The organism is Pedobacter sp. (assembly GCF_045628745.1).
GTDB lineage: Bacteria > Bacteroidota > Bacteroidia > Sphingobacteriales > Sphingobacteriaceae > Pedobacter.
This window is the reverse complement of sequence record NZ_JAZQPU010000448.1, coordinates 1-2,435: the sequence shown is the minus strand read 5'-3', so window position 1 is coordinate 2,435 and position 2,435 is coordinate 1. Positions and strand designations below refer to the sequence as shown.

The 2,435-nt window shown below is 42.3% G+C and carries 3 protein-coding genes; 1 reads left to right on the top strand and 2 read right to left on the bottom strand.

Annotated features, from left to right (window positions below):
- A partial coding sequence (locus tag ACR2F7_RS16300) for a sodium/proton-translocating pyrophosphatase (protein WP_432714602.1) occupies positions 1–233 on the bottom strand: 233 nt, incomplete at its 3' end.
- A gap of 119 nt (positions 234–352) precedes the next feature.
- Between ACR2F7_RS16300 and ACR2F7_RS16295 the strand changes: the two genes are divergently transcribed.
- Positions 353–1,768 (top strand): APC family permease, encoded by a 1,416-nt coding sequence (locus ACR2F7_RS16295; protein WP_432714601.1) that lies wholly within the window; start codon positions 353–355, stop codon positions 1,766–1,768.
- A gap of 165 nt (positions 1,769–1,933) precedes the next feature.
- Here ACR2F7_RS16295 and ACR2F7_RS16290 read toward each other — a convergent pair.
- Positions 1,934–2,435, bottom strand: a 502-nt coding sequence (locus tag ACR2F7_RS16290; RefSeq protein WP_432714600.1) for a DUF6580 family putative transport protein, incomplete at its 5' end; no start/stop codon positions are given.

Below are 2,435 nucleotides of genomic sequence, written 5' to 3'. Positions count from 1 at the left end.
GTTCCCGACCAGGCGAGTAAGGCGCCAGCGATGATGACAAAATAAGTGAGCACGCGCCATTCGGCTTTTAAAAAGGCCATTGCCCCGTCAGCAATGTGGCCCGCTAGTTCTGTCATTGTTTCATCTCCTGCATCCTGCTTGACGACCCAGGCGCTTTGAATGGCCATGACTAAAATTCCTACCAGTCCGAAGACAGGTATCATGTAGATCAGATTGTTTTGTAAAAACTCCATACAATAATATTTGGTTGGTTAATGAAAAAGCCTTTAACTGCTTATACTAATATATATCATTTTTTTAAATATCTTAGTTGCCTTAAAGCAAATAAACCTTATCGCATTTCCCCCATTTAATGGAACAAGAAAATCAAGATCAATCATTTAAAAGAGAGTTAGGTTTACTAGACGGCACCATGCTGGTTGTAGGTTCCATGATCGGTTCAGGCATATTTATTGTCAGCGCCGATATTGCCCGCCATGTGGGTGCCGCAGGCTGGCTAATTTTAGTTTGGGTACTTACCGGATTAATTACAGTAATTGCCGCAGTAAGTTATGGAGAGCTGAGTGCCATGTTTCCAAAGGCCGGCGGACAATATGTGTACCTGAAGGAAGCTTACAATAAACTTATTGCTTTTCTCTACGGCTGGAGTTTCTTTGCCGTCATTCAAACGGGTACTATCGCTGCAGTGGGGGTTGCCTTTTCTAAATTTGCAGCTTACCTCTATGCGCCCTTAAGCGATGAAAATATACTCTATCAACTTGGCTCTTTCAAGCTAAATGCAGCACAGGTGGTATCCATTATTACCATTATCTTTCTCAGCTACCTCAACAGTCGTGGGGTCAAAAACAGTAAACTTTTACAGACCTTCCTGACCATCATTAAAATACTTTCCCTGTTTGGGCTCATCATCTTTGGTTTTACCATTGGTGCCAAAGCTGAAGTATGGAATGCAAACTGGGCTGACGCCTGGAATACACGTGCTTTTGATGCCTCTACCAACTCCTGGGTGAGCATTGGTGGCACCGCCTTATTGTCGGGAATTTCTGCTGCCATGGTAGGCTCCCTGTTTTCAAGTGATGCCTGGGTAGGGGTAACCTTTATTGCCGGTGAAATTAGAGATCCTAAACGCAATGTGGGCCTGAGTCTTTTCCTGGGAACCTTTATTGTCAGCATCATTTATGTGCTGGCTAACTTAATGTACATCTCAGTGATGCCCTTAAATGAAATAGCTTTTGCAAAATCCGACCGTGTTGCGGTGGTGAGTGCAGGTTATATTTTTGGCAGTATGGGTACCATCATTATTGCCGTCATGATCATGATCTCCACCTTCGCCTGTAACAACGGCTTAATTATGGCTGGTGCCCGTGTTTATTATACCATGGCCAAGGATGGCCTGTTCTTTAAAAAAGCAGCGTTGTTAAATAAAGCAAGCGTACCGGCATGGGCTTTATGGTTTCAGTGTATTTGGGCCTGTGCCTTATGCCTGACTGGAAAATATGGTGATTTATTGGATTATGTTATGATCATTGTGATCATCTTTTATATCCTCACTATTTATGGAATCTTCATCTTAAGGCGCAAAATGCCGAACGTGGAAAGACCTTACAAAGCTTTTGGCTACCCGGTATTGCCTTTTTTCTATATCATTATTGCGAGTGCCATTTGTGTGGCTTTATTGATTACCAAAACAAGTACTTGTGGCTGGGGCGTGGTTATTATGCTGGCAGGGATTCCTGTTTATTACCTTACAAAGCCTAAAGATTCATAAGGTCATAAACCTTAAGAAGCATCATGTAAAAAAGCCTTAAACGAAGAAGCGGGGATCTCGTAATGAAACAAAATCCCCGCCATCTAAATTAACGCTCTCGATATAAAGACGCTTTATTATACCTTATATTGTGTAACACTGAAAATAAATTCAAAAATATTTAGGTCAGGCTAATTTCAGGAAGCTGATTTTCCTTTGCAAAAGGGAAAAAGTACCGAAAAGTACACTGCAATAAAACAGGTTACTCAACAGCGTTCCCTTTAAAAAGGGGATTCCTGCTGCATAACAGGCCATCAGGCCGCTGAAATTTTGAGGATAAGTGCTACTCCCCATCCATACGCCAAAATTTGAAATTAGGAAGAAAACAGCCGTAGCCATCAGTGCACCGCCAATCATGCTGTTCACATTTACCTTTTTAAAGATCACAATACCCAATAGAATAATCAAAAGGTAAGATCCGTACTGCCAGTAAAAGCCGGGGTAAAACCAGGTAAAGGATGGATAATAGGCTGCATAAACAGTATTGTTGAGCAGCAAGTCGCTCAACCATGTCGCAGCAATAGGGATCAACAGCATTTGCCATTTCCTGCTGAAAAAGGCTGCACCAAAAAGTCCGATGGCTGCCACAGGTGAGAAATTAGGAAAGTGAGGCAGTGCACGTGAAAAA